This window comes from Bacillus cereus group sp. BceL062, assembly GCF_051780025.1.
Lineage (GTDB): Bacteria > Bacillota > Bacilli > Bacillales > Bacillaceae_G > Bacillus_A > Bacillus_A toyonensis.
Map to the genome: position 1 here is coordinate 430,653 of NZ_JBPWGY010000002.1, position 20,999 is coordinate 451,651.

Consider the following 20,999-nt stretch of genomic DNA (forward strand, 5'->3'; position numbering starts at 1 on the left):
AGCGGAAGAAAAAGAAAATAGCAATGTAAAAAACAGGAGGGGCTACCTCCTGTTTTCAAATTACAATTCTTTTATCATAACGATGTGAGGAATATTTGCTTCCATAAATACATCAGAACTCGTTACGTATCCAAGTTTTTTATAGAAATCTTCAGCATGTGTTTGGGCATGAAGTTTCAATTTTGGTAGCGAGTTTTTTTTTGCATATGCTTCAAGTGCATCCATTACAATTTTTCCAATGCCTTTTTTACGATGGGAAGCTAGTACGCAAATGCGTTCCATTTTTCCTATTCCATCAATGGTGCGAAAACGACCAGCACCAACTGGAACATCATTATCATATATAACAACGTGTGTTGATGTTTCTTCAAACTCATCATACTCTTCTTCAGCAGAAACGCGTTGTTCATTCACGAATACTTGCTTACGTACAGAGAATGCATCTCTTAGTTGTTCGTCTGTTTGTACGATCTGTGCGTGCAAATTAGTTGTTCCCCTTTCCAAGATGGAATGTTTCGTGTACAGTCCATGTTCCGTTTTCTAATTGATATAGAAGATGGAAGCGATCAATTGGTTGTTCATAATAGAAATCTTTCATACGTAATCGACCTAATACATCAGCATGCTCTGCATCTGATAAACCTTGTCCGATTGTTAAATGAGGTACGAAAGCGTATTCGCGTTCTTGCGTGAATAATCCGCTATGCATTTCTTCATTTAAGAAAGTAAGTTCAGGTGTTTTTTCTACTTTAAAATAAAGAACATTATTAACAGGTGCGAATGAACCAACTTTTCCGACATGAAGGGTGAAAGGGTTCGTTTTATTTGCGATTGTATGTAGCTCGTTTACAATCGATTCTAATTGTTCATCTTGCGTCTCAAAGGGTGTTTTCAATGTAATATGTGGCGGAACTAATGCGTAGTGCGGATCATAACGCTTACGCAATCCGTTCGCTTTATCTTGAATCATTTTAGATGGAAAAATTACAATGCCTAATTTCATGTTCCAATTCCTCCCTTTGTAAGTCTAGTTAGATTTTGAGAAAAATAAATCTCTTTATCTATTATATCAAATTATTCTGAACACTGCTCTCTATTATTTCATTGATAGAATATGAGAGAAGGCTTTCGGTAAGTCAGCCTGCCAATACTTCCAAGTATGATTACCTTCAAACTCTTCGTAATGCGTGATGAAATTTCTATCTGTAAGAAGAGTATTAAGCTCACGGTTCGGTTCTACGAAATCAGATACTTGTCCATCAGTGCGCTTTACAGCTGTTTCTTCTGTACCAATGACGTGATAAAGTTCTAAAGCCTGTGGATCTTTGAATTCTTTTGCTAAGTTCATTACTGTTTCGTCAACAAATGGTGATTGCATAACGACTTTACCGAATGTATGCGGATACATAAGTGCAGTCATAAAGGAAACTGTACCGCCAAGAGAATCTCCAATTAAAACGCGACCTTTACCCATTTGATACGTTGGATAATTTTCATCGATATATGGAGCAAGCTCGTGAGCAAGGAAACGAATATAAGCAGCATTCTTTACATCGCTTGGGAAATATTTTTCCTTACGATCGTGTACGTTTTTATATGGAATACCGACAATAATTGTGCGGTCAATTTCTTCAGTTTCACGAAGGCTTTCAATTACACGGTGTGCTTTACCGAGCTGAAAATAATCTCTACCATCTTGTGCAATTACAACTGTATGTTTGTGCAGTGGCGTGTAATTTACTGGTAAGTAAACTAAAAGCGTAACATCTTCTTGAAGTGATGCGCTATAAAATGAAATTTCCTCAATTCTCCCTATTGTTTGATTCATGTAGATCCCCCTAAATAAAAATTTACTGTAATGATTGTAAGGGCGACGCTTATAGTGAAAATGAAAGGACGATTCACTAATAGGTGCCTTAATTTCTATTTTACCATAATGGTACGAAGAATCTAAAAAATTAGTATTTAAGTTAGGAAAGAAAACGGATATAATGAAGTGGGATTTTTGACAGGTGAGAGGGGAGACAGAATTTGAAACAAGAAAGATCAATTGCACTACCGTTAGCCATTTCCATTATAGCTATTTCATTCGCAGCAGTTTTTGTAAAGATGTCCTCAGCACCATCTTCCATCTTAAGTATGTATCGTTTATGGATTATTGTACTTATTATGCTGCCTATCGTTTGGAAGAAGCGGGAAGAGTTCCAGAAGATTCAAATAAAAGATTGGGGATTTTTAATTGGATCTGGATTCTTTTTAGCGCTACATTTTCTTTTATGGTTTGAGTCTTTAAAGCATACAACAGTTGCTAGCTCGACAATTATTTTAGCACTTCAACCGATCGTGTCTTTAGTTGGAGGTTTTTTTCTATTTAAAGAAAGAACAACCTACTCAGCCATTGCAACGATGGGTATCGCTATATTAGGTGTAATGTGTATTGGTTGGGGAGATTTAGGTTTAAGTAAACAAGCAATTTATGGAGATATATTATCCTTTTTAAGTGTAATAGCGGTTGTCGGTTATTTATTTATCGGGCAAACGACAGTAAAGAAAGTATCACACTGGATTTATAGCTTTACAGTTTTTGCATTCGCAGGTATTTTTATGGGGATTTATAATATCGTGCTGCAAGTGCCTTTTACAGGTTATACGAAGTGGGACTGGACCGTTTTTCTTTTACTTGCGATTGTACCGACAGTGTCACATGTCATTAATAATTGGTTATTAAACTACGTAAATGCAACAACAATTTCGATGAGTATTTTAGGAGAACCAGTTGGGGCGTCTATACTAGCATTTTTCTTACTGGGAGAAAAATTAAACGCAATGCAAATTATCGGCAGCACGCTCGTATTGTTTGGTGTATCTGTTTTCTTACTGCAGCAACAAAAAAGAACAGCAAAAAATGTGGTGAACGAGCCAGTGTATACACAGGAATTATAATGTTAGCGGAGAAAAGAGAAGTTAAGATACTTCTCTTTTTGTTTTGTAGAAATTTAGGTGAAGAAGGGGGGAGTGTAGTGGAATTTCCATCAAAAAAAGACGCATGGTTATATTCAATCTTTTTCATTATTTTAGGCGCCTGTTTTGCTCCAATATTTGCAGGGAGAGAATATTTTCTTTTGTTTTTTACAATTCCATTGGCAATAGTATTTATTTGGAGTTGGTTTTCAACAAAATATATTGTCGGGAAAGAAACAATTACTATTAGATCAGGTCTCGTAAAAAAATGTATATTTATACGAGATATAAAACAAATTTCAAATACGAAAAACCCAATAGCAGCTCACGCATTATCATTCGATCGACTTGAAATTGTTTACGGCGTACATAAAACAGAGATTATTTCTCCTAAAGATAAAGAACAATTCATCAATCTCGTAAAAAGTAAAAATCCCCACATTGAAATAAAGTAAAAGAGTGGCTTCGTAGCCACTCTTTTACTTTGGGTTTGTCATATAAGGTTGTACATGAATGACGCATAGGTCACGAAATTTTCCTTCAGCAGTTGTAACAATTACGACTGCTCTTCCTGCACTTTTTCCAGTAATCGTTACCGTATCTCCTTTTGGATATATGGTAATGATGTCAGAATTCATATTTGTCCAAATAAGTTCTTTATTTGCTGCTTGCATTGGCAAAACGGAAGCTGATAAATCCGCACTTTGTCCAGTTTTTATTTTCAACTTATTTTTTTGCATATGAATACCGATAACGGAAATAACAGAAGGAGCAATTGAAATTTTGGGTGGATTAGGTTGAATGTTTAAACGAGAAGCAGAAGTATTTGTAATAGGTGAAAATTTTCTTATATGTTGTTGCTGGAAAGCTGCTAACATGTTGGAGTCCCCTTTCTGTATAAGTGCTAATACTAATACTATAAAGGAGTAGTGTTATGTTAAATTTAACGAAACATAAAGAATTTGTTAAATTTGAGAAGAAGATTGTCGAACTGTAAAAAAATCTCTGCTGTTACGATAACAGCAGAGATTTCTTTTTTATAGACTATCACTATGTTGTTTTTCGAAATTCTCAAATTGCTCTTCAACTTCTTTTGAAGGTTGTGTTAGTAAACTAACGATTACGATTGCTAGTAAACTAATTGTGAAACCAGGAATCATTTCATATAAGAAGTTTGTTAAGAATTTAAATTGAGTCCATATTATAACAGTAGCGGCACCAGAAATCATACCAGCAAGTGCGCCCCATTTCGTCATGCGTTTCCAATATAGACTTAATAAAATAGCTGGTCCAAATGAAGAACCAAATCCAGCCCAAGCGTATCCAACAAGAGCTAAAATCGTATCATTTTGTTTAAACGCTAATGCGCACCCAACTAATGCGATACCAAGAACAGCCATACGACCGACAAATACAAGCTCTTTATCAGAAGCAGAGCGTTTAAAGAAGGTACGATATAAGTCTTCTGTTACAGCACTTGAAGTAACGAGAAGTTGAGATGAAATTGTACTCATAATTGCAGCTAAAATCGCAGCTAATAAAAATCCAGTAATAAGTGGATGGAATAAAATTTTTCCAAGCTCAAGGAAAATTGTCTCTGGGTTAGATAATGTCAACTCTTGTTGTGAATAGTAGGCAATACCGATAAGACCAGTAAACATAGCTCCGACAACAGAGAAAATCATCCAGCTCATACCAATTCTTCGTGCGCTTTTCAGTTCTTTTACAGAAGAAATTGCCATAAAGCGTACGATAATATGAGGTTGTCCAACATAACCAAGGCCCCATGCGAATAAAGAAATCATTCCTAAAGTGGAGGCACCTTTAAAAATATCTAAACGTGTTGGATCTACAGAGCGAATTGTATCAAATGCAGGTCCAAGTCCGTTTGCATTCATAATTGTTACGATAGGAACAAGAATAAGAGCAACTACCATAATGATTCCTTGCACGAAGTCTGTCCAACTTACTGCTAAGAAACCACCAAATAATGTGTAAGCTACAACGACGCTTGCTACAATGAATAATCCAATATGATAGTTCATACCAAATGAATTTTCAAATAATACAGCGCCTGAAACTAACCCTGAAGCTACATAGAAAGTAAAGAAAATCATAATAACAAGTCCGGATACTAAGCGTAGCATGTGAGATTTGTCGTGGAAACGGTGTTCCAAAAATTCTGGGATAGTAATAGAGTTGTTTGCAATTTCAGAGTAGGTACGTAAGCGAGGAGCGACATATAGCCAGTTTGCGTATGCGCCTAGTGTTAGGCCAATTGCAATCCAACTACTACTTAATCCAACGCTAAACATTGCACCGGGTAATCCCATTAAAAGCCAGCCACTCATATCGGATGCTCCAGCACTTAATGCTGTTACTGCCGGGCCTAGTGTACGACCGCCAAGCATATAATCTGTTAAGTTGGATGTTCGTTTGTAGGCGAAATAGCCGATTACTAACATCCCGAGCATGTAAATAGAGATAGAAGTTAAAGTTAACATCTGCGTACTCATGTAGTTCCCCTTCCTTTTGTCATGTCTTTTGATGCATTTTGCATATTTATCCCGCATTAACGGGCAGTAAAACTCCCACACCTTAAAATTGACTGGGCAAGGAAGTTAGGTGGGAGATCAACTGCCCGTAAATGCCCGATTGGTGAAGGCTAATAATCAATCGGGGATGAACAAAACCCCCACTGATTAAAGTTTCACTTTATAATCTATCATGATTATTCAGAAAAATCCATGCGCAAATACGAATTTTCTGAAATTTAAGCGTTTTTTGACAGCTCTTTACTTTTGGGATATATGACTTTCTAGCAAAAAACCTTAATTTTAATAGAGTATTTATTATATTTACATAAAAACACGTTGTTTTGTCAATATAATATTGAAAGAAGGGAAAAATATTTTTTTCGAAAAAAGTATTGACTTGTGAAAAAAGTTAAGTCTATAATGAGTGCAACTTAAAAAAATGCAAGCGTTGATGAAGAAGAGTACACATGATGAACATGTCAGAGAGCTGATGGTTGGTGCGAATCAGTATGGGATTGATGTGGAATGGGCTTCGGAGCTTCCAAACCGAAACGAAAGAAGTAGGCTTTGGCGACATGATCTCATCGATACAAGAGACACGTATTGTTTTTGATACGGTAAAGTGCGTTACATTCGTAACGAATTAAGGTGGCACCACGGGAGTACCCGTCCTTTCTATAGGATGAGTACTCCCTTTTTGTGTACAAAAAATTAAATATGTTAAATCGTTTAAGTAAGAAGAGTACGTATATTGGAGACGTTTTAGAGAGTCGGGGACAGGTGGGAGCCCGGTACGGTGCCATATACGGAATGGGCTTACGAGAGGTATGCTGAACAATTTTATTCAGTAGGCAACCCGGGTTCCGCCGTTACAAGGATAAGGTATATATTTTGTACCTGAATAAAGCGGGATGCTTTTGCATCCAACATGAGGTGGTACCACGGTAAATTTATCGTCCTCTACATATTTCGATATGTAGGGGGCTTTTTTATTTTTCAGAGTGAGGTGAAAGGCATGATGACAAAAGAGGAATTTATGAAGCAAAAAGAACAAGGAAAAACATTTTTAGTAATCGCTGAAGAAGAAGGAGATAGCATTACGCCAATTTCTTTATATAGACGTATGACAGGGAAGAAGAAGTTTTTATTAGAGAGCTCACAGCTTCATCAAGATAAAGGGCGCTATTCTTACTTAGGTTGTAATCCGTATGGAGAAGTGAAAAGCATTGGTATGGAAGTCGAACGAACGACACATGGGCAAACAGAAAAGTTGCAAGGTAACGTACTGCAAGTGTTAGAAGGGGGAATTGCATCATCGCAAGTAGAGAGCCCATTCCCATTTTGCGGGGGAGCAGTTGGTTATATAGGGTATGACGTCATTCGGCAGTATGAAAACATTGGAGCAGATTTACACGATCCATTAAATATTCCAGAAGTACACCTTTTACTATATCGTGAGTTTATCGTTTACGATCATTTACGCCAAAAGTTGTCGTTTGTATATGTATGCGGGCAAGATGATTCAGTAGATTATGAAGAAGTATACGAAAGGTTGCAAGTATACAAAGAAGAAGTGCTAAAAGGAAAAGAAGCGGAAGTAAAGGAGATACAATCAACATTATCATTCACTTCTTCTATAACGGAAAAAGAGTTTTGCATGATGGTAGAAACGGCGAAAGAGCATATACGAGCAGGGGACATATTCCAAGTCGTACTATCTCAGCGTTTGCAAAGCGAGTGTAAAGGTGATCCTTTCGCTTTATACCGCAAGCTTCGCATTGCGAATCCATCACCATATATGTTTTATATCGATTTTCAAGATTATGTTGTACTCGGTTCTTCACCAGAAAGCTTGTTATCAGTTAGAGACGATAAAGTGATGACAAATCCAATTGCGGGTACGAGACCGAGAGGGAAAACAAAGCAGGAAGATGCGGAAATTGAAAAAGAACTGTTAGAAAACGAGAAAGAACGAGCAGAGCATATGATGCTTGTGGATCTTGGACGAAACGATATTGGCAGAGTGAGTGAAATTGGATCTGTGACGATAGATAAATATATGAAAGTAGAAAAATATTCTCACGTCATGCACATTGTATCTGAAGTTTACGGAACATTGCGAAAACGAATGAGCGGATTTGACGCATTAGCGTATTGTTTACCAGCGGGGACGGTTTCGGGAGCTCCGAAAATTAGAGCGATGGAAATTATCAATACGTTAGAGCATGAAAAAAGAAATGTATATGCCGGAGCTGTTGGATATATTTCATTCTCAGGAAATCTTGATATGGCGCTCGCCATTCGAACGATGGTTGTAAAAGATGAAAAAGCATATGTTCAGGCAGGAGCAGGTATCGTCTACGATTCAGATCCGGTAGCTGAATATGAAGAAACGTTAAATAAAGCGAGGGCGCTTTTGGAGGTAATGAAATGATTGTACTCATCGATAATTACGATTCGTTCACATATAACTTGTACCAACTGTTAGGCGAATACGAAGAAGAAATTGTAGTCGTAAGAAATGATCAAATAACGATAGAACAGTTAGAAGAGATAAATCCAAAAGGAATTGTGCTTTCACCAGGACCAGGAAAACCAGAAGATGCTGGTATTTGTATCGAAGTTATTCGTCATTTCTATAAGAACGTTCCCATATTAGGGATTTGTCTCGGCCATCAGGCAATTATATCGGCATTTGGAGGAGAAATTGTAAGAGCGGAGCACATTAAACACGGAAAAACATCGCGTGTGAAACATAACGGAACGTCAATCTTTTCGTACGTGACGCATCCACTAACAGCGATGCGCTACCATTCACTTGTTGCAGAGCAAGCGAGTTTACCACAATGTTTTGATGTGTTAGCAAATGCTATGGATGATGGAGAAATAATGGCGGTTCGTCATAATTATTATCCGCTTTTCGGGTTACAGTTTCATCCAGAATCAATCGCAACAGAAGAAGGCGGAAAGTTAATACGTGCTTTTTTAGGAGAAGTAAAAGAGGAGGAGAGAGTATGAATACCTATCTTCGTAAATTAGTGGAGGGACAACATTTAACAGAAGAAGAAATGTATGAAGCGGGACTTCTTTTATTAAGTGACAACATATTGGAAAGTGAAGTAGCAGCTTTCTTAGTATTACTGAAAGCGAAAGGTGAAACAGCAGAAGAAATATATGGCCTCGTTCGTGCTCTTCGTGAAAAAGCATTGCCGTTTTCAAACCATATAGAAGGCGCGATGGACAATTGCGGAACAGGTGGTGACGGTGCCCAAACGTTCAATGTAAGTACAACATCGGCATTCGTACTAGCAGGAGCAGGTGTAAAGGTGGCAAAGCATGGTAATCGTGCTGTTTCTAGTAAAACAGGAAGTGCGGATTTATTAGAAGAACTCGGTGTAAATATTAGCAGTACGCCAAGCGAAATTGATTATTTACTAGAGCATGTCGGTATCGCTTTCTTATTCGCACCAGCGATGCACCCAGCATTAAGGCGCATTATGAAAATAAGAAAAGAATTAAATGTGCCGACAATCTTTAACTTAATTGGGCCTTTAACGAATCCTGTTAACTTAGAAACACAATTTGTCGGTATTTATAAACGAGATATGTTATTACCAGTTGCGCAAGTATTACAGAAGTTAGGGCGGACACAAGCGCTTGTCGTAAATGGAAGTGGTTTTTTAGATGAAGCATCATTACAGGGAGAAAATCACGTAGCCCTTTTAAAAGATAATGAAATAGTAGAAATGAGTATCGATCCGGAAAAGTATGGTTTTTCAAAAGTGAAAAATGAAGAAATTAGAGGCGGGAATTCAATAGAAAATGCAAAGATTACGCTCGGCGTATTAAATGGAGAAAAGAGTGTTTACCGCGATACCGTGTTATTAAATGCAGGGCTCGCTCTTTTCGCAAACGGAAAAGCGGAAACGATTGAAGAGGGAATTAAAATAGCGACACATAGCATTGACTCTGGAAAAGCATTAGCCAAACTAAACTTATTAATTACAGCAAGCAACGAAAAATTAGAAAGGGTGAATTAAGGTGAGGACGATTTTAGACAAAATTGTAGAGCAGAAGAAAAAAGAAGTTGCGGAGTTATATGAAACATATACACCAGGGAATGAAAAAAGAAAAACATACTCACTCGTAAAAGCTTTAGAGCAATTTACTGTTATTGCAGAAGTAAAGCGAGCATCACCATCAAAAGGAGATATTAATGTACACGTTGATGTACGAAAACAAGTGAAAACTTATGAAGAATGCGGTGCAGGAGCAGTTTCGGTTTTAACAGACGGTCAATTTTTTAAAGGATCGTTTCACGATTTACAAACTGCAAGAGCAGAAAGTAACATTCCGCTTTTATGCAAAGATTTTATAATTGATAAAATCCAAATTGATAGGGCGTATGAAGCTGGTGCAGATCTTATTTTATTAATCGTAGCGGCGTTAACGAAAGAAAAGTTAAAAGAGCTTTATAGCTACGTACTAGAAAAAGGATTAGAAGCGATCGTTGAAGTTCATGATGAACAGGAATTAGAAATTGCAATCCAATTAAATCCGCACGTTATCGGTATTAACAACCGTAATTTAAAAACATTCGAAGTCGATTTAAGCCAAACAGAAAAACTTGGAAAACGATTAAACGAGGAGAAATTACTTTGGATTAGTGAAAGCGGGATTCATTCAAAAGAAGATATTATTCGTGTCAAACGAGCTGGAGCGAAAGGTGTATTAGTTGGAGAAGCACTCATGACATCATCTTCTATTCGTACCTTTTTTGAAGATTGTAAGGTGAACATATGAAAGTGAAAATTTGCGGCATCACTGATGTTGAAACGGCAAACCGTGCTTGTGAATACGGAGTTGATGCACTCGGATTTGTTTTTGCAGAAAGTAAGCGGAAAATCACTCCAAGGCTAGCGAAAGAAATCATTCAGGAGATTCCAGCAAACGTATTAAAAATCGGTGTTTTCGTAAATGAATCAGTAGAAGAGATCCAGAAAATTGCAGATGAATGCGGGTTAACGCATGTGCAACTACATGGGGATGAAGATAATCATCAAATTAGAAGATTGAATATTCCGTCTATAAAAGCGCTAGGAGTAACTTCAGAGGCTGATATGAAAAACGCTCAAACATATGAAACGGATTATATATTGTTTGATAGCCCGAAAGAAAAGTTTCGCGGAGGAAATGGAAAGAAATTTTCATGGGCACTACTTGAGCATATGCCAAAAGAGTTGCGAGAGAAAACGATATTAGCTGGTGGATTAAACGCTCTTAATATAGAAGAAGCGATTCAAACTATTCAGCCGTATATGGTCGATGTAAGTAGCGGAGTGGAGACAGAAGGAAAGAAAGATTTAAAGAAAATAAAACAATTTATTAAAAAAGCGAAGGAGTGTTCCAAATGAACTACGCATATCCAGATGAAAAAGGCCACTACGGTATATACGGAGGACGATACGTTCCAGAAACGTTAATGCAATCTGTATTAGAACTAGAAGAAGCATATAAAGAATCTATGCAAGATGAAGCGTTTCAAAAGGAATTAAATCATTATTTAACAACGTACGTCGGAAGAGAAACACCGCTTTATTTCGCTGAAAATATGACGAAGTATTGCGGCGGTGCAAAGATTTATTTAAAACGTGAAGATTTGAACCATACAGGAGCTCATAAAATTAACAATACAATCGGTCAGGCACTTCTTGCAGTACGAATGGGCAAGAAAAAAGTTGTCGCTGAAACAGGGGCTGGACAACACGGAGTGGCAACCGCTACTGTATGTGCCCTACTTGGATTAGAATGCGTCATCTTTATGGGGGAAGAAGATGTGAGACGTCAAAAATTAAATGTGTTTCGAATGGAATTACTCGGAGCGAAAGTAGAAAGTGTAGCGGCAGGTAGCGGAACATTAAAAGATGCGGTAAACGAGGCGCTTCGTTACTGGGTTTCACATGTGCATGATACGCACTACATTATGGGATCTGTTCTCGGGCCACATCCATTCCCACAAATTGTCCGTGATTTCCAAAGTGTAATTGGGAAAGAAACGAAAAAACAATATGAGGCGTTAGAAGGAAAGTTACCAGAAGCAGTCGTTGCTTGTATTGGCGGTGGTAGTAATGCGATGGGCATGTTTTATCCGTTCGTACACGATGAAGAAGTCGCTCTTTACGGCGTAGAAGCAGCAGGGAAAGGCGTTCATACAGAACAGCACGCAGCGACTTTAACGAAAGGAAGCGTTGGTGTTTTACACGGATCGATGATGTACCTTCTGCAAAATGAAGAAGGACAAATTCAAGAAGCACACTCTATTTCAGCAGGACTTGATTACCCAGGTGTTGGGCCAGAACATAGCTTGCTAAAAGATATTGGCCGCGTTTCTTATCATTCCATTACTGATGATGAAGCGTTAGAAGCATTTCAATTATTAACGAAAAAAGAAGGGATTATTCCGGCTTTAGAAAGCTCGCATGCTGTCGCATATGCATTAAAATTAGCGCCGCAAATGAAGAAGGACGAAGGGCTTGTCATTTGTTTATCTGGCCGCGGTGATAAGGATGTAGAGAGTATAAAACGTTATATGGAAGAGGTGTAAAAAATGGGAGTAGAAAAAATTAAAGCAGTATTTGAAAATGGTAAAAAAGCATTTATTCCGTACGTAATGGGCGGAGATGGTGGACTTGAAAAGTTAAAAGAAAGAATTCGTTTTCTAGACGAAGCAGGAGCAAGCATCGTTGAAATTGGTATTCCATTTTCAGATCCAGTCGCAGATGGTCCAACGATTCAAAGAGCAGGGAAACGAGCGCTAGATAGCGGCGTAACAGTAAAAGGCATTTTTCAAGCGTTAGCAGAAGTAAGGAAAGAAGTGCAAATTACATTTGTACTCATGACATATGTAAATCCAGTACTCGCATTCGGAAAAGAACAATTCATTGAGAGATGCTTAGAGGCAGGTGTGGACGGTATTATCGTTCCAGACTTACCGTATGAAGAACAAAATATTATTGCCCCGTTACTTCGAGAGGCAAACATTGCGCTAATTCCACTCGTTACAGTAACGAGCCCAATTGAGCGAATCGAAAAAATTACGAGTGAATCAGAAGGATTCGTTTACGCAGTTACAGTAGCAGGTGTAACGGGAGTGCGTCAAAACTTTAAAGAGGAAATTCATAGTTACTTAGAAAAAGTAAAATCACATACGCATTTACCGGTAGTGGCAGGGTTCGGTATTTCAACAAAGGAACATGTAGAAGAAATGATTACAATATGTGACGGAGTTGTCGTTGGAAGTAAAGTTATTGAGCTGTTAGAAAATGAAAAACGAGAAGAAATATGTGAATTAATACAGGCAACAAAACAAAAAGAAGAGGCGTAAGTCTCTTCTTTTTGTTTTGCGTAATAAATGTTAAAATATACAGAAAATACATATAATTTAGAGGGTGAGAAAGCATGCTAAGACGTAAACTACTATATCTTCTTTTAACTGTACCACTGTACGCTTGGCTTATTAGCATGACGAAAATAGAGTTGATGGCTCTATTTGTAGGGTATGTATTCATCTTTTCCAACTTAAATCGGATTCAAGAACAATCTATTTTAGAAGTGTGTATATTTTCAATTAGTATAGAACTATTTAGTATCGTTTCGATTGTATTATTAAATGAATTATTTCAATGGATTTATTCATTTTCATTAATGAAACTTGGGAATATTGTACTGCAAGCGATATGTGCTTACATTGTGTTTGTTGTGTTAGGAAAAATAATCGGACAGCAGACGGTTTTTGAGGATAATAGAAAATGGGAGTGAATCAAAAAGGAGCCAAACGGCTTCTTTTTGATTCTGTTGTAAAAACAATTGAAAAATATTACATCTGTTATATAATAGTTAAAAATTGTATTTTTAACGAAATGAGATGATAACATGGCCATATTGTTGGCACTTATCCCAATTATGATGATTTTCATTTGTTTATTTTTATTTAAACAAACGTCATTAAGGTCCTCATTAATTTCTTATGCGGTGTCTGTTGGAATCGTTTTACTCTCGCCAACGTTTCAATTAAGGATAAGTGAAACTGTGCATGCAACGATTAAAGGTTGGTTAATTTGTTTTATTGTCGGGTATGTTTTATTTTTCGGTATTTTTTTATTTCACCTCATGAACAAAATGGGGTACATCGATCAAGTAGCGCGTTTTTTAGAAGAAGTGACGCAAGACCGTTTATTACAAATGCTTCTTATGTGCTTTGGTATTTGCCCACTAATTGAATCGGTAAGTGGATTCGGAATTGGCTTCATGGTTGCAGCACCTATCTTTCTTTCATTAGGCTATAAACCGTTTCAAGCTGTACTACTTTCATTTATTGGTTTACTAGCTAGTTCATGGGGCGCAATGGCAACTGGTACGATTATCGGTTCGCAGCTTATAAATATGCCGCTCACAACTCTTGGTACAAATACAGCATTATTAAGCATACCGATTTTCGCATACTTTATCATCCTTTCTTTATACGTTGTCGGTGGCTTTCAGGCAGTTATAGAAAAGTGGAAGGAAGGGATAGGATTCTTTCTATTATTTTCTCTCGGAATCTATCTTTCTAACGCATACGTAAGTGTTGAACTAGCAGGTATATTAAGTTCTATCGTTACAATTACATTTGGCTTTCTTATCATTAAACTAAAAGGGAAAAATGAGCAAACCTTTATAACAGAACATGCTGCGGCAACGGAGAGAGAAGTATCCATTATAAAAATTATTAGCCCTTATATCTTCTTAACAGTTTGTATTTTACTTTCTCGCCTCGTTCCACCATTACATGATTTGTTCAGATCTTATGCAGTCCTTGATTTAAAATCATATTCTTACAAATTAGAAATGTTATATTCACCAGGTTTTTGGCTCGGTATGACTTGTTTATTTACAATTATTTTTTTCCGTATTCCATCAAATATTATGAAACAATCACTCTCACAAACGATAAAACAATGGATTCCTTTCGCTATTACAACGACAATGTTTATCGCCATTTCAGAGTTAATGGGTGCATCTGGCATGCATTCATTACTCGCAAAAACAGCTGGTGAAACATTTGGTACCTTTTTCGTTTTCGTTGCTCCGTTCATCGGTGGTATCGGTGGTTTTTTAACAGGTAGTAACGCAGGATCAAATGCGATGTTTATAAAACTACAAATGCAAACAGCACAAAACGTAGCACTCCCGTGGCAATACGTCACAACACTTCAAAACACCGCATCGTCAGTGGCGACAATCGCTTGTCCATCACGCATTACACTTGGTGCTTACTTATGTAATATCCCGTATCGTGAAAATGAACTATTAAAGAAGACGACGTTAATGATCTTTGGTGCGGTGTTACTTGTAGTGGTGGAGGTTACTTTTTGGTATATGTTGAGAAAATAAGAAATCCTCCTGAAAAAGGAGGATTTTCTTTTTATATGGATAATGCCTTAAGTATGAAAAGCTTCTACTAAATGAATAGGAGATGAAATGTATGCCCCTAAAAAACTACGGTGTGTTAAAAGGTACAGTTATACAATCAAAGATTGGAAAAGGGAAAACACCTCATTATCAAGTTCATTTACAAGGCGAAGCAGGAGTAGATTATCGTATTGCAATTAACGTGAAATCGCAAAGTTATCCTTCGGAAGTTTTATATTTTGCGAGTAACAATATTAGGTCAGAGGCGATTCATATTTTACCGACATTACCATTCGGTTTTACAGAAATAAAAAACAATGAACCGAAAGTAGCTTTAGATTATGTAAGAGGAAATCTATTTGACTCAAATCAAATGATCCCTTTACCACCTGAAAAAGCAGGAGCTGATAATGATTTAAATGAAAAAATTGAGCGGTATATAAAGCGAGCGATAGAAGAAAGTACGATTATTTACGCGTTCGGTGAAAGATGGGGGCCAGAAGAAAATACACCCGATTCTTACTTTCATTTTGAACCAGGAAACGGTATACATGATATTCATATGAATCAAGGAAATGTAGAAAAATGGCAAGGTGATGATGGTATATGGCAAGACGGAGGAATACTCATTCATTTTGAAAAGGAAGAAGAATGGATCGGTATCTTTCTTGCATTCCAGTCGCAGTCATGGTGTACGGATGAAGAAGGGCATGCTCGTGTTCCGGTTGAGAATTGTAATTATAAGAAAAATAATTGATGAAAAGAGCTCGTTCGACATGAACGAGCTCTTTTCGTTTCGAAAAAGAAGTAAATGGAAAAATCACACGTTACTTCTACGATGGTGACAGTATTAGTCCGTTATACGAGACAGATGGTAGTGGAAACGTACTTCGTCAATATGTATACTCAATGGCCGGCGTTCATCTAGCAATGAAAGCACAAGGACAAACGTTATTCTATCACTACAACCCAAGTGGTGACGTAGTAGCGATGACAGACCCAAATGGACAAGTTGTCGTAAACTATGAATATGATGCATGGGGGAACGTATTAAAGAGTGACGCAAAAGGTATCGCAGCAGAGAATCCATTTGGATACGCGGGATACATGTATGATAAAGAAATTGTTATGTATGGTGATCGCTATTGAAGGCATAGAAACTGTTCATGAATTATTAATAGTGGTATTTTTCATAATGATTGAAAATGATAACTTATAAAAGGTTTTTGATAGGATCAGAATTCATGGTCACTACTTTTTACTCTTTATAAGTCCTTTCTAATCCTTTGTCACATGTATGATTTATTAAGTGATTTTTACACATTGTGTAGTATTTGCATATGGTTACTTTTAATATAAGGGATATAGGGGTAGTCTGTAAATGATTTACGAGGAATTGTAGGAATATTTTCGTAATTACAAATGAAAGTGTTTCTACATGTAAAATCTATCTTGTTTTTTTTATTCTTATCCTTTAATTTATGTAAGGGGATTGAACGGATGTTCTGTTTTTAATGGATAATAAAAAAGAATGGTAAGATAGTTTGGGAGTTTACTATATTATTCTAGACTTGTCTGTTTTCCACCCTGAAAGTCACAATTTTATGGATGCAGGAGGCTACATATATATGGGTACGAGGCAGAAAATTTTGATGCAAGCGATGATGCTTGTAGTCATGGTTATGATGAGTGTGGTGTTTAGTAAAGAAGTTGGTGCAGAATCAGAAAGCAAGAGTGATTGGATCGATAGTGTTCATGTAACGCCAAGTGAGGTTTCTTTTGGTAATGAAATGAAAGTGAAAGTTACCGTCAAGGTTAATAATCCAAATGGCATAGGTTCTGATATAAGCATCAAGTATATCCTTCCTTATTTAGATGAAGAGGAAGAAGAAGTTTATGAGTATGTCAATTTAAAATATAATTCGGAAACAGATTTGTATGAAGGTGTATTAAATACTTATTTTGATTTTGAGCAGGTTGGAACTTGGGAAATTGATATGATCCATTCAGGAGTTTTGGGCTTAATAGCATATAACTCTAACGTTCATGAGCCACGAGATAGCTCAGAGAGAGAAAGCATGGAAGAACTGAGCAGTGGTAACATTACGTTATTGGAGCCAGTAGTTGGTTGGAATTATTTCAAGGAATATGGAGAAACACAAGGACACTGGTATTATTTTGATGAGAAAAAATTGGAATTTGTGACAGGTTGGTTTAAGGAAAATGGAAAACAATACTACTTGAATGACAACGGAATGATGGTAACAGGTTGGGTACTAGTAGATGGCAAGTGGTATTACTTGAAAGAAAACGGATCTATGGTGACAGGTTGGACGTTAGTAAATGGTGAGTGGTATTACTTAAGTGCAGATGGAGCAATGAAAACAGGTTGGACGCTAGTAGATGGCAAGTGGTATTACCTGAAAGAAAGTGGCTCCATGATGAAAGGATGGGCGTTAGTAAACGGTCATTGGTATTACTTAAATGCAGAAGGCTCCATGGCGACAGATTGGATATTAGTAAATAATACATGGTACTATCTAAACGCTAGTGGTTCTATGGTGACCGGTTGGTTACAAAAAGATCGAAATTGGTATTACTTACACTCTAATGGTGCAATGGCAGTAGGAAAACATTTCATTGATGGTAAATGGTATGGTTTTAAAGAAAACGGTGAAATGATGTCTGACTGGAAGAATGGAAAAACAGGATGGAGAATAGAAAACGGTAAACTGTATTATTTAAACCAGAAAGGTGTAAAAGTAACTGGGTGGCTACAAGATAGTGGAAAATGGTACTACTTTAATACAAAAGGTGAAGCGGTAATAGGTTCGGTGTTCAATAATGGTAAGGGCTATTATTTGCAAAATGATGCTTCGATGGCGATAGGGTGGATTTCTCTTGAGGGTGAAAAGTATTATTTTGATGAAAATGGAGTAAGGGCAGCAGGTTGGAAAGAGATAGATGGTAATTGGTATTCTTTCTTCCCACCTACTGGAAAAATGAGCAAAAATACGTGGGTTGATAGCAAATACTGGGTAGATGCAAACGGTGTATGGACAAAGACAAGATAACTGAATAGTAGATAAAAAATACAAACCTCATTAAAAAGGTTTGTATTTTTTATGAGGAATTTTATAAATTCCCCCTAAAAACTCAATATCAATTATTTGAATATTATACTATTAAATATCTACAATGTTATAGTTGTTTTTTTCTTCTTCCTTGTTACAATAGTAGTTAGATAACTATTAAACTAAAAAATTAATAAAAGGAGTACTAGGAAGAAATGTTTAAAAAAGCTGCAGCAATTGTCTTAACATCTAGTATAATTTCTATTCCTATAACAGGTTTAGCTGAAACTGTAACAACTTCTAATACAGCAACTGTAAATGTAAATGCTGTAAAACAATCTGGATGGGTTCAACAAAATGGGAAATGGTATTACTTCAATCCAGATGGCACTATAAAAAAAGGATGGCTTCTTGATAATAATAAATGGTATTACTTAAATTCAAGCGGCATTATGCAAACTGGCTGGCTGTTTGATCAAGGGGTTTGGTATTATTTAAACGCTAGTGGAGCAATGCAAACTGGCTGGCTATTAGATCAAGGAGTTTGGTATTATTTAAATTCTAATGGTTCTATGAAAACGGGTTGGTTATTAGATCAAGGAGTTTGGTATTATTTAAACGCTAGTGGAGCAATGCAAACGGGTTGGCTATTAAATCAAGGAGTTTGGTATTATTTAAATTCTAATGGTTCTATGAAAACTGGCTGGCTTCTTGATAATAATAAGTGGTATTACTTAAATTCAAGTGGCGGAATGAAAATTGGTTGGCTACAAGATGGAAACAACCGTTATTACCTCCAAAATGATGGATCAATGAAAATCGGATGGCTGCAAGTGAATAATACGTGGTATTATTTAAACGCTAGTGGAGCAATGCAAACGGGTTGGCTTTCAAATGGCGGCGCTTGGTACTATTTGAATTCTAACGGTACGATGAAAACGGGCTGGTCATTTATAGATGGAAGTTGGTACTATTTACAAAATAATGGTGCAATGAAGACGGACTGGCTACAAGATGGCGATACATGGTATTATTTGCAATCCAACGGTATGATGCAAACTGGAACTGCTTCAATCAATGGAACGACGTACCATTTCGACAAGAGCGGTGCTTGGATTCCTGAAAATAACATCACTGCTACCACATATTTAGATCTTGATTTAACGTACGCTTCAAATGTGACTGGTGCAGAAATTGATGCTAATATTAAAAAATATCATCCAGACAGCCCATTAATTGGACATGGGAATGACTTTGTTGAAGCTCAAGCTAAACATGGTGTCAATGCTCTTTATTTAGCTGCACACGCTATTTTAGAATCGGGATATGGTAAATCTGAAATTGCATATCGTAAACATAACCTATTTGGGTTACGTGCTTATGATGCTGATCCATTTAAGTATGCGAAATATTTACCAACTTTCGGTGATAGTATTTCTTATAACGCAAACTACGTAAGAGAAAAGTACTTAGAAGCAAACGGATCATACTTTAACGGACCAACATTAAAAGGCATGAATGTCATGTATTCAACAGATCAAGAGTGGTCTGCTAAAATCGTAAAAATAATGGAACGTATTAAACCTTTCCAGAAAAAAGATTATGTATATGCGAAAAAATTACCTAAAAATCCAAACTCTTTAAATGTCGACGCCCTATCAAGTGATATTCCATATAAAACATACTCACAAGGAACGACAAAAACTGTTAAACTGGCTACTTCCTATTACGTTGTACCATATCCATTTGATGGTACAATTAAAAGTCAGTCAGTTACGAAAAATGATCAAGGTACATTAGCAACGGGTACACCTGTATTTATTTATCGTGAAGATCCAAACGGATGGATTGAATTCTCACTCACAATGAATGGAAATAAATATTGGGTATTAAAAGCCGGATTAAATATGTAAATAAAACACCCCTTTTAGAAAAAGCTAAAAGGGGTATTTTATATGTTTTAAATTATTAATAGGTTTGATGAGGTTAAAGCTGCTGTGCGCAAATATATGCACTTGTATAACTATTAAAGATTTCAAAAAAATTAAGCAACCTGAGTCCATATAAATATAGAACTCAGGTTGCTTAGTTGCGCTTTTTTAATACGGGGGCATTTCACAACGAACGCCCTCCTCTTATTTTATAAAACCCAAAACTAACAAGTGTAGAAATACAAGAGAACAGCAGCGCCACACTAGAAAATGCAATGAGATACATATTATATTTCATTACTTTTCCAATGAGTTGGTTACTGTCGTACTGAAAAAGTCCTGCTATTATATTAAATAAAAACAATACGATAAACATGACGATGACACCATCAATGGATCCTTTAATGTCTGGTTTACTTAAAGCGATATGTGCAGAAATACAAATAGCGATAAATAAAAATAACCAAAAGGAAGGGTTCAATAAATTGTTTATTGTAAATAAGCTTTTCAATAATACGAACGTCGATAAGAGCATGTTTTGAACCATTTCTAAAGTAATAGAAGTAGATGCAATCGTCTTTTCGAGAGTTGTATTAAATAAAAAATATGACTCTGGTACGAAATAGCGCATGAAAAGGATTAATGCAGTAATACCAGAAATAATAGGGCCAATTCCAATGAAGAAATTCCCAATTCGTTGATATACACTTTTTTGATTGTATTGATGTTGTACGTAACCTAACGCACCTTGGCTCGTATCTGTTGGGAAGAACTGCGTTGCTACAATTTTATGATGAAATAGTACGCACATAATGGCATGTCCAAGTTCATGAATAGGAACACCAATCCACGCAGTCAAAAGAAATCCTTTTCTTCCGAAAGCCCTCGACCAATACATTCGTGTGAGAGATTCTAAATAACCTAATAGAAATCCGATTACAATGATGACTCCAATTAAAGAAAATAACTGGATCACGCTTGTAAGGAGTATTTGAAAAATTGAGTTTACAAATTCCATTGCCTTTCATCCAATCTGTTTAAAGTTT

The 20,999-nt window shown here is 36.6% G+C and carries 20 protein-coding genes, 1 pseudogene and 2 other annotated features; of the genes and pseudogenes, 15 read left to right on the plus strand and 6 right to left on the minus strand.

Features of this window, described 5'->3' with window-relative positions:
- Window positions 1-60: 60 nt before the first annotated feature.
- The 3 genes from ACS2MN_RS07430 to ACS2MN_RS07440 form a co-directional block, all read right to left on the minus strand.
- Window positions 61-483: a GNAT family N-acetyltransferase gene (locus ACS2MN_RS07430; protein WP_000543300.1), complete on the minus strand. Its 423-nt coding sequence runs from the start codon at window positions 481-483 to the stop codon at window positions 61-63.
- A gap of 1 nt (window position 484) precedes the next feature.
- Window positions 485-1,003, minus strand: a complete 519-nt coding sequence (locus ACS2MN_RS07435) for a YjcG family protein (RefSeq protein ID WP_000765873.1) — start codon at window positions 1,001-1,003, stop codon at window positions 485-487.
- A gap of 93 nt (window positions 1,004-1,096) precedes the next feature.
- On the minus strand, window positions 1,097-1,828 hold the full coding sequence (locus tag ACS2MN_RS07440) for an alpha/beta hydrolase (RefSeq protein WP_001076855.1): 732 nt from the start codon (window positions 1,826-1,828) through the stop codon (window positions 1,097-1,099).
- A 203-nt stretch (window positions 1,829-2,031) separates the two neighbouring features.
- On the opposite strand from ACS2MN_RS07440, the gene ACS2MN_RS07445 reads away from it, so the two are divergent.
- Together ACS2MN_RS07445 and ACS2MN_RS07450 are read left to right on the plus strand one after the other, a co-directional pair.
- On the plus strand, window positions 2,032-2,943 hold the full coding sequence (locus ACS2MN_RS07445) for a DMT family transporter (protein WP_000808240.1): 912 nt from the start codon (window positions 2,032-2,034) through the stop codon (window positions 2,941-2,943).
- A 77-nt stretch (window positions 2,944-3,020) separates the two neighbouring features.
- Window positions 3,021-3,416 carry a PH domain-containing protein gene (locus ACS2MN_RS07450; protein WP_043322835.1) on the plus strand — a complete coding sequence of 132 codons (396 nt, stop codon included), beginning with the start codon at window positions 3,021-3,023 and terminating at the stop codon, window positions 3,414-3,416.
- A gap of 24 nt (window positions 3,417-3,440) precedes the next feature.
- Here ACS2MN_RS07450 and ACS2MN_RS07455 read toward each other — a convergent pair whose 3' ends face one another.
- Together ACS2MN_RS07455 and putP are read right to left on the minus strand one after the other, a co-directional pair.
- Entirely contained in the window at window positions 3,441-3,839 is a 399-nt protein-coding gene (locus ACS2MN_RS07455; RefSeq protein WP_000878713.1) for an Ig-like domain-containing protein, read from the minus strand.
- 159 nt (window positions 3,840-3,998) lie between these two features.
- Window positions 3,999-5,477 (minus strand): sodium/proline symporter PutP, encoded by a 1,479-nt coding sequence (gene putP / locus ACS2MN_RS07460; RefSeq protein WP_000107200.1) that lies wholly within the window; start codon window positions 5,475-5,477, stop codon window positions 3,999-4,001.
- Window positions 5,478-5,937: 460 nt separating this feature from the next.
- Window positions 5,938-6,175: a binding site (T-box leader), on the plus strand.
- A 42-nt stretch (window positions 6,176-6,217) separates the two neighbouring features.
- Window positions 6,218-6,462, plus strand: a binding site (T-box leader).
- Window positions 6,463-6,513: 51 nt separating this feature from the next.
- On the opposite strand from putP, the gene trpE reads away from it, so the two are divergent.
- The 13 genes and pseudogenes from trpE (at window position 6,514) to ACS2MN_RS07525 (ending at window position 19,935) form a co-directional block, all read left to right on the plus strand.
- Entirely contained in the window at window positions 6,514-7,932 is a 1,419-nt protein-coding gene (gene trpE, locus ACS2MN_RS07465; RefSeq protein ID WP_346994095.1) for an anthranilate synthase component I, read from the plus strand.
- Entirely contained in the window at window positions 7,929-8,516 is a 588-nt protein-coding gene (locus tag ACS2MN_RS07470) for an aminodeoxychorismate/anthranilate synthase component II (protein ID WP_087949168.1), read from the plus strand. Before trpE ends, ACS2MN_RS07470 begins: the two co-directional genes overlap by 4 nt.
- The gene (gene trpD, locus ACS2MN_RS07475; protein WP_087949167.1) at window positions 8,513-9,538 is read left to right on the plus strand and encodes an anthranilate phosphoribosyltransferase; all 1,026 of its coding nucleotides are present in this window, start codon (window positions 8,513-8,515) and stop codon (window positions 9,536-9,538) included. Before ACS2MN_RS07470 ends, trpD begins: the two co-directional genes overlap by 4 nt.
- A 1-nt stretch (window position 9,539) precedes the next feature.
- Entirely contained in the window at window positions 9,540-10,301 is a 762-nt protein-coding gene (gene trpC / locus ACS2MN_RS07480; RefSeq protein WP_088055460.1) for an indole-3-glycerol phosphate synthase TrpC, read from the plus strand.
- Window positions 10,298-10,912: a phosphoribosylanthranilate isomerase gene (locus tag ACS2MN_RS07485; RefSeq protein ID WP_087949165.1), complete on the plus strand. Its 615-nt coding sequence runs from the start codon at window positions 10,298-10,300 to the stop codon at window positions 10,910-10,912. Before trpC ends, ACS2MN_RS07485 begins: the two co-directional genes overlap by 4 nt.
- Window positions 10,909-12,102, plus strand: coding sequence for a tryptophan synthase subunit beta (gene trpB, locus ACS2MN_RS07490; RefSeq protein WP_001105049.1), 1,194 nt, complete (start codon window positions 10,909-10,911; stop codon window positions 12,100-12,102). Before ACS2MN_RS07485 ends, trpB begins: the two co-directional genes overlap by 4 nt.
- Window positions 12,103-12,105: 3 nt before the next feature.
- Window positions 12,106-12,882, plus strand: a complete 777-nt coding sequence (trpA, locus tag ACS2MN_RS07495) for a tryptophan synthase subunit alpha (protein ID WP_098710004.1) — start codon at window positions 12,106-12,108, stop codon at window positions 12,880-12,882.
- Between the two features lie 74 nt (window positions 12,883-12,956).
- A complete protein-coding gene (locus tag ACS2MN_RS07500) occupies window positions 12,957-13,316 on the plus strand; it encodes a DUF4029 domain-containing protein (protein ID WP_000946157.1) in 360 nt (119 codons plus the stop codon).
- A 114-nt stretch (window positions 13,317-13,430) separates the two neighbouring features.
- The gene (locus tag ACS2MN_RS07505) at window positions 13,431-14,930 is read left to right on the plus strand and encodes an L-lactate permease (RefSeq protein WP_088055458.1); all 1,500 of its coding nucleotides are present in this window, start codon (window positions 13,431-13,433) and stop codon (window positions 14,928-14,930) included.
- A gap of 91 nt (window positions 14,931-15,021) precedes the next feature.
- Complete coding sequence (locus tag ACS2MN_RS07510) at window positions 15,022-15,705, plus strand: DUF2278 family protein (RefSeq protein WP_001128599.1); 684 nt, start codon at window positions 15,022-15,024, stop codon at window positions 15,703-15,705.
- Window positions 15,706-15,740: 35 nt separating this feature from the next.
- Window positions 15,741-16,082, plus strand: a pseudogene (locus tag ACS2MN_RS07515) (RHS repeat-associated core domain-containing protein); the annotation flags it as partial.
- 494 nt (window positions 16,083-16,576) lie between these two features.
- Window positions 16,577-18,022, plus strand: a complete 1,446-nt coding sequence (locus tag ACS2MN_RS07520; RefSeq protein WP_346994096.1) for a hypothetical protein — start codon at window positions 16,577-16,579, stop codon at window positions 18,020-18,022.
- A 215-nt stretch (window positions 18,023-18,237) separates the two neighbouring features.
- Window positions 18,238-19,935: a glucosaminidase domain-containing protein gene (locus tag ACS2MN_RS07525; RefSeq protein ID WP_088055457.1), complete on the plus strand. Its 1,698-nt coding sequence runs from the start codon at window positions 18,238-18,240 to the stop codon at window positions 19,933-19,935.
- Between the two features lie 202 nt (window positions 19,936-20,137).
- On the opposite strand, the gene ACS2MN_RS07530 is transcribed toward ACS2MN_RS07525, so the two are convergent.
- Window positions 20,138-20,971, minus strand: coding sequence for a hypothetical protein (locus ACS2MN_RS07530; protein WP_088055456.1), 834 nt, complete (start codon window positions 20,969-20,971; stop codon window positions 20,138-20,140).
- Window positions 20,972-20,999: the final 28 nt, after the last annotated feature.

Coding starts and splice junctions, on each gene's coding strand:
- ACS2MN_RS07435 (WP_000765873.1), bottom strand. CDS start 1,003: ATGAAATTAGGCATTGTAATTTTTCCATCTAAAATGATTCAAGATAAA.
- ACS2MN_RS07440 (WP_001076855.1), bottom strand. CDS start 1,828: ATGAATCAAACAATAGGGAGAATTGAGGAAATTTCATTTTATAGCGCA.
- ACS2MN_RS07455 (WP_000878713.1), bottom strand. CDS start 3,839: ATGTTAGCAGCTTTCCAGCAACAACATATAAGAAAATTTTCACCTATT.
- putP (WP_000107200.1), bottom strand. CDS start 5,477: ATGAGTACGCAGATGTTAACTTTAACTTCTATCTCTATTTACATGCTC.
- trpE (WP_346994095.1), top strand. CDS start 6,514: ATGATGACAAAAGAGGAATTTATGAAGCAAAAAGAACAAGGAAAAACA.
- ACS2MN_RS07470 (WP_087949168.1), top strand. CDS start 7,929: ATGATTGTACTCATCGATAATTACGATTCGTTCACATATAACTTGTAC.
- trpD (WP_087949167.1), top strand. CDS start 8,513: ATGAATACCTATCTTCGTAAATTAGTGGAGGGACAACATTTAACAGAA.
- ACS2MN_RS07485 (WP_087949165.1), top strand. CDS start 10,298: ATGAAAGTGAAAATTTGCGGCATCACTGATGTTGAAACGGCAAACCGT.
- trpB (WP_001105049.1), top strand. CDS start 10,909: ATGAACTACGCATATCCAGATGAAAAAGGCCACTACGGTATATACGGA.
- trpA (WP_098710004.1), top strand. CDS start 12,106: ATGGGAGTAGAAAAAATTAAAGCAGTATTTGAAAATGGTAAAAAAGCA.
- ACS2MN_RS07500 (WP_000946157.1), top strand. CDS start 12,957: ATGCTAAGACGTAAACTACTATATCTTCTTTTAACTGTACCACTGTAC.
- ACS2MN_RS07505 (WP_088055458.1), top strand. CDS start 13,431: ATGGCCATATTGTTGGCACTTATCCCAATTATGATGATTTTCATTTGT.
- ACS2MN_RS07510 (WP_001128599.1), top strand. CDS start 15,022: ATGCCCCTAAAAAACTACGGTGTGTTAAAAGGTACAGTTATACAATCA.
- ACS2MN_RS07520 (WP_346994096.1), top strand. CDS start 16,577: ATGGGTACGAGGCAGAAAATTTTGATGCAAGCGATGATGCTTGTAGTC.
- ACS2MN_RS07525 (WP_088055457.1), top strand. CDS start 18,238: ATGTTTAAAAAAGCTGCAGCAATTGTCTTAACATCTAGTATAATTTCT.
- ACS2MN_RS07530 (WP_088055456.1), bottom strand. CDS start 20,971: ATGGAATTTGTAAACTCAATTTTTCAAATACTCCTTACAAGCGTGATC.